Origin of the sequence: Pseudanabaena sp. 'Roaring Creek' (genome assembly GCF_001402795.1) — a bacterium.
GTDB lineage: Bacteria > Cyanobacteriota > Cyanobacteriia > Pseudanabaenales > Pseudanabaenaceae > Pseudanabaena.
In genome coordinates this window covers 1-2,699 of the sequence record NZ_LIRE01000276.1, presented here as the reverse complement: position 1 = coordinate 2,699, position 2,699 = coordinate 1, and the positions used below count along the sequence as shown (strand labels likewise).

3 protein-coding genes are annotated in these 2,699 nt (G+C 43.8%); all 3 read left to right on the top strand.

The genetic code is table 11. The features are described 5' to 3' along the window. The first annotated feature begins 303 nt into the window (after positions 1-303). Positions 304-552: a 2TM domain-containing protein gene (locus AC805_RS09510; protein WP_055075207.1), complete on the top strand. Its 249-nt coding sequence runs from the start codon at positions 304-306 to the stop codon at positions 550-552. A 214-nt stretch (positions 553-766) separates the two neighbouring features. Continuing rightward, a complete protein-coding gene (locus tag AC805_RS09505; protein ID WP_055075206.1) occupies positions 767-1,057 on the top strand; it encodes a DUF3181 family protein in 291 nt (96 codons plus the stop codon). 177 nt (positions 1,058-1,234) lie between these two features. Next, entirely contained in the window at positions 1,235-2,566 is a 1,332-nt protein-coding gene (locus AC805_RS09500; RefSeq protein WP_055075205.1) for a cell wall metabolism sensor histidine kinase WalK, read from the top strand. Positions 2,567-2,699: the final 133 nt, after the last annotated feature.

The following is a 2,699-nucleotide window of genomic DNA, read 5'->3' as shown; positions in this document are numbered from 1 at the left end:
GCCATTCATCTTTGGGGTTTTGAAACGAGTTACCGCAATTGCCGATTAAACGAACTACAAAGGAATTTTTAAAAGCGTTGCACAGCAACGCTTTTAAAAATTCCTTTGGTTTAGGTTTGAGCGCAAAGCGCTAAACCCAGAAGAGTGTTGCAGCGCTTTGCGCTGCAACACTCTTCTGGGTTTTGTTTTTGTCCTAACATAACTGGCTACTGCTATACATGGTTATAGGAAGCAGAATTTAGAAATAAACTGGTTTTGGGTTAGCATAAGTTTTAGTTAAACTTGCGAAATTTTCGATTTTCTATGCCTAAGCTGTCAAAACCACCCGATCCTAACGATCCTGAATACCAAAGCCTCGAACGTAGGGTTAACTTTTATTTGCACCTTGCCATCTATTCGGCTTGTATGACCTGTATGTGGTTTATTCAATCAATCACTGAAAAAGTATGGATATGGTCAGTGTGGGTAGCGGTAATCTGGGCAGTTTTGCTGCTCGGTCACGGCATTTGGGTTTTATCCAAAGAAAGTCAGATGCAGAATGTAGAGAACTAAAGATGGGCAGCGTTTCGCGCTGCCCATCTTTGCCTACTTAGACTGGGAGGGAAATATAGCTGTCGCTGTACTAGGACATAAAACCCAAGAATTAATTGGCGGAGCTTTGCTCCGCCAATTAATTCTTGGGTTTTGATTTGTCCTAAGTCAAGTGACTGTAGCCATAGCTGCTCTAAAATAATTGGCTATAGCCATATACCCAACCTTTAATTCCATGAGTACTTCAGAACGTATCGAACAATTAGCCGCAACGATCGCCGAGGATATTTACATTGACATTGCGAAGTGGCATTTGTATTTAAATGATGCCCATTTGCATCGTCCCCTCGCGGAAAAGTTTTATCCCATGCTACCCGATGGTATCACTTCGGCGGATGTCGCTAAGGTCTTAAATGGAACTACGATCGAAATTGGTGGTGGTAATCGTGAACTTCCCTTAAGCGATCTGATTCCTAAGTCTTGCCAAAATAGACTATTGACTATTTTAGAAGAATTTGAATATTAAAAATAATGGAAGATGCTTTGCATCTTCCATTATTAGGTACTTGCGAGAAAATAAGATGCCAATCCAGATTTGCCAGAATCGTTGGTGCGGCTCCGCCGCACCAACGATTCTGGTTTTATATTTGGTACTTCATTAAGTCGCAAGTCCCTTACCTCTCAAAGAGCGTTTTAACGATCTATGACCACCGTCGTTCCCAATCCTGTCTTTCAATCCATGCGTCGTCGTTTGGCGTTTTGGTATGCGAGCGTGACCGCAGTTTTATTAATTGTCTTTGCCACGGGCTTTTATCTCTACGTCCAATCAACCTTAATCGATCGCATTGATGACACCATCGATCACGTTGCCGAAGTAATCGAGCGATCGCTGATCCGATCTAATTTAATTGATTTGGAATCCGACTTTAGTCGCAATTTTTCGGCAAACGCTCAAGCAATTGATGCCGATCATATCGATATTGACTGGTTCAGCGCTAAGGGGGAAATTCTTTGGACGACTAATATCAATACGGAGTCATTACAATTGCGGGAAAGGGGGATTCTGCGACCTGTATATCACACCGTACATTTATCTGATGCTGAGCCATTAAGACAGATGACCGAGCCGATCATCATCAATGGCAAGCTTTTAGGATATTTACGCATCAGCCATCCTTGGTTTGAAGTTACTAAACCGATTAAGCAATTGTTTCTCGATCTCGCCATCGGTACGACGCTGATGATATTTGTCGTTTTACTATGTGGTTGGTGGCTGGCGGGAATTGCCCTAGAACCCGTACGCGAATCCTATCAAAGGTTAAAACAGTTTACGGCGGATGCTTCCCACGAACTTCGCAATCCGATCGCCGTAATTCAGACCAATGTCCAAGTGGCGCTTGCCGATCCCGATCCTACATTTCAGCGATCGCAACTGGAAGCGATTGAAAGGATTACCCGCCGTTTGGGGAGATTAATTGACGATTTATTATTTTTAGCGCGTCATGATGGAGGAATGACCAATCAACGCCGAGAAGCTTGCAATTTATCGCAAATCCTGTATGAAGTAGGCAAAGAACAGGAAGCGATCGCCCAGCAAAAGGAAATCCGCCTTGAATTGCCCAGCCCAGATGCCAAACTAATTATTTCAGGAGATCGCGATCGCTTAGGGCGTTTATTTACAAATCTGGTGAGTAATGCGATCGCCTATACACCGACGGGCGGCAAGGTGCAGATCGCAGCGCTGAGTAATTCTCAAGATCGAGTACAGGTGCAGGTCAAGGATACGGGCATTGGCATTCCCGAAACTGAGCTATCCCAAATATTCGAGCGCTTCTATCGCTATCAACCGCAAAAAAGTAGCAAGTCTAGTTCTAAATCCGCCAATTCCTTTACCAGCGAATCGGGTCTGGGACTAGCGATCGCCAAAGCGATCGCTGAAAGTCATCAAGGGCAAATTACGGTCGAGAGCAAAGTCGGACAGGGAACTACTTTTACTGTTAATCTTTACAGCGCTTTGCGCTCAAATCCAAACTAAGAAAAATCTTGAAAGCCTTGCAAAGCAAGGCTTTCAAGATTTTTCTTGAGGTTCGTTTGATCGGTAATTGCTGTAGGAAATTTCGGGCAGTCCTATAGCAACGTAATAGATAGTGAGGACAAATCAAACCCCT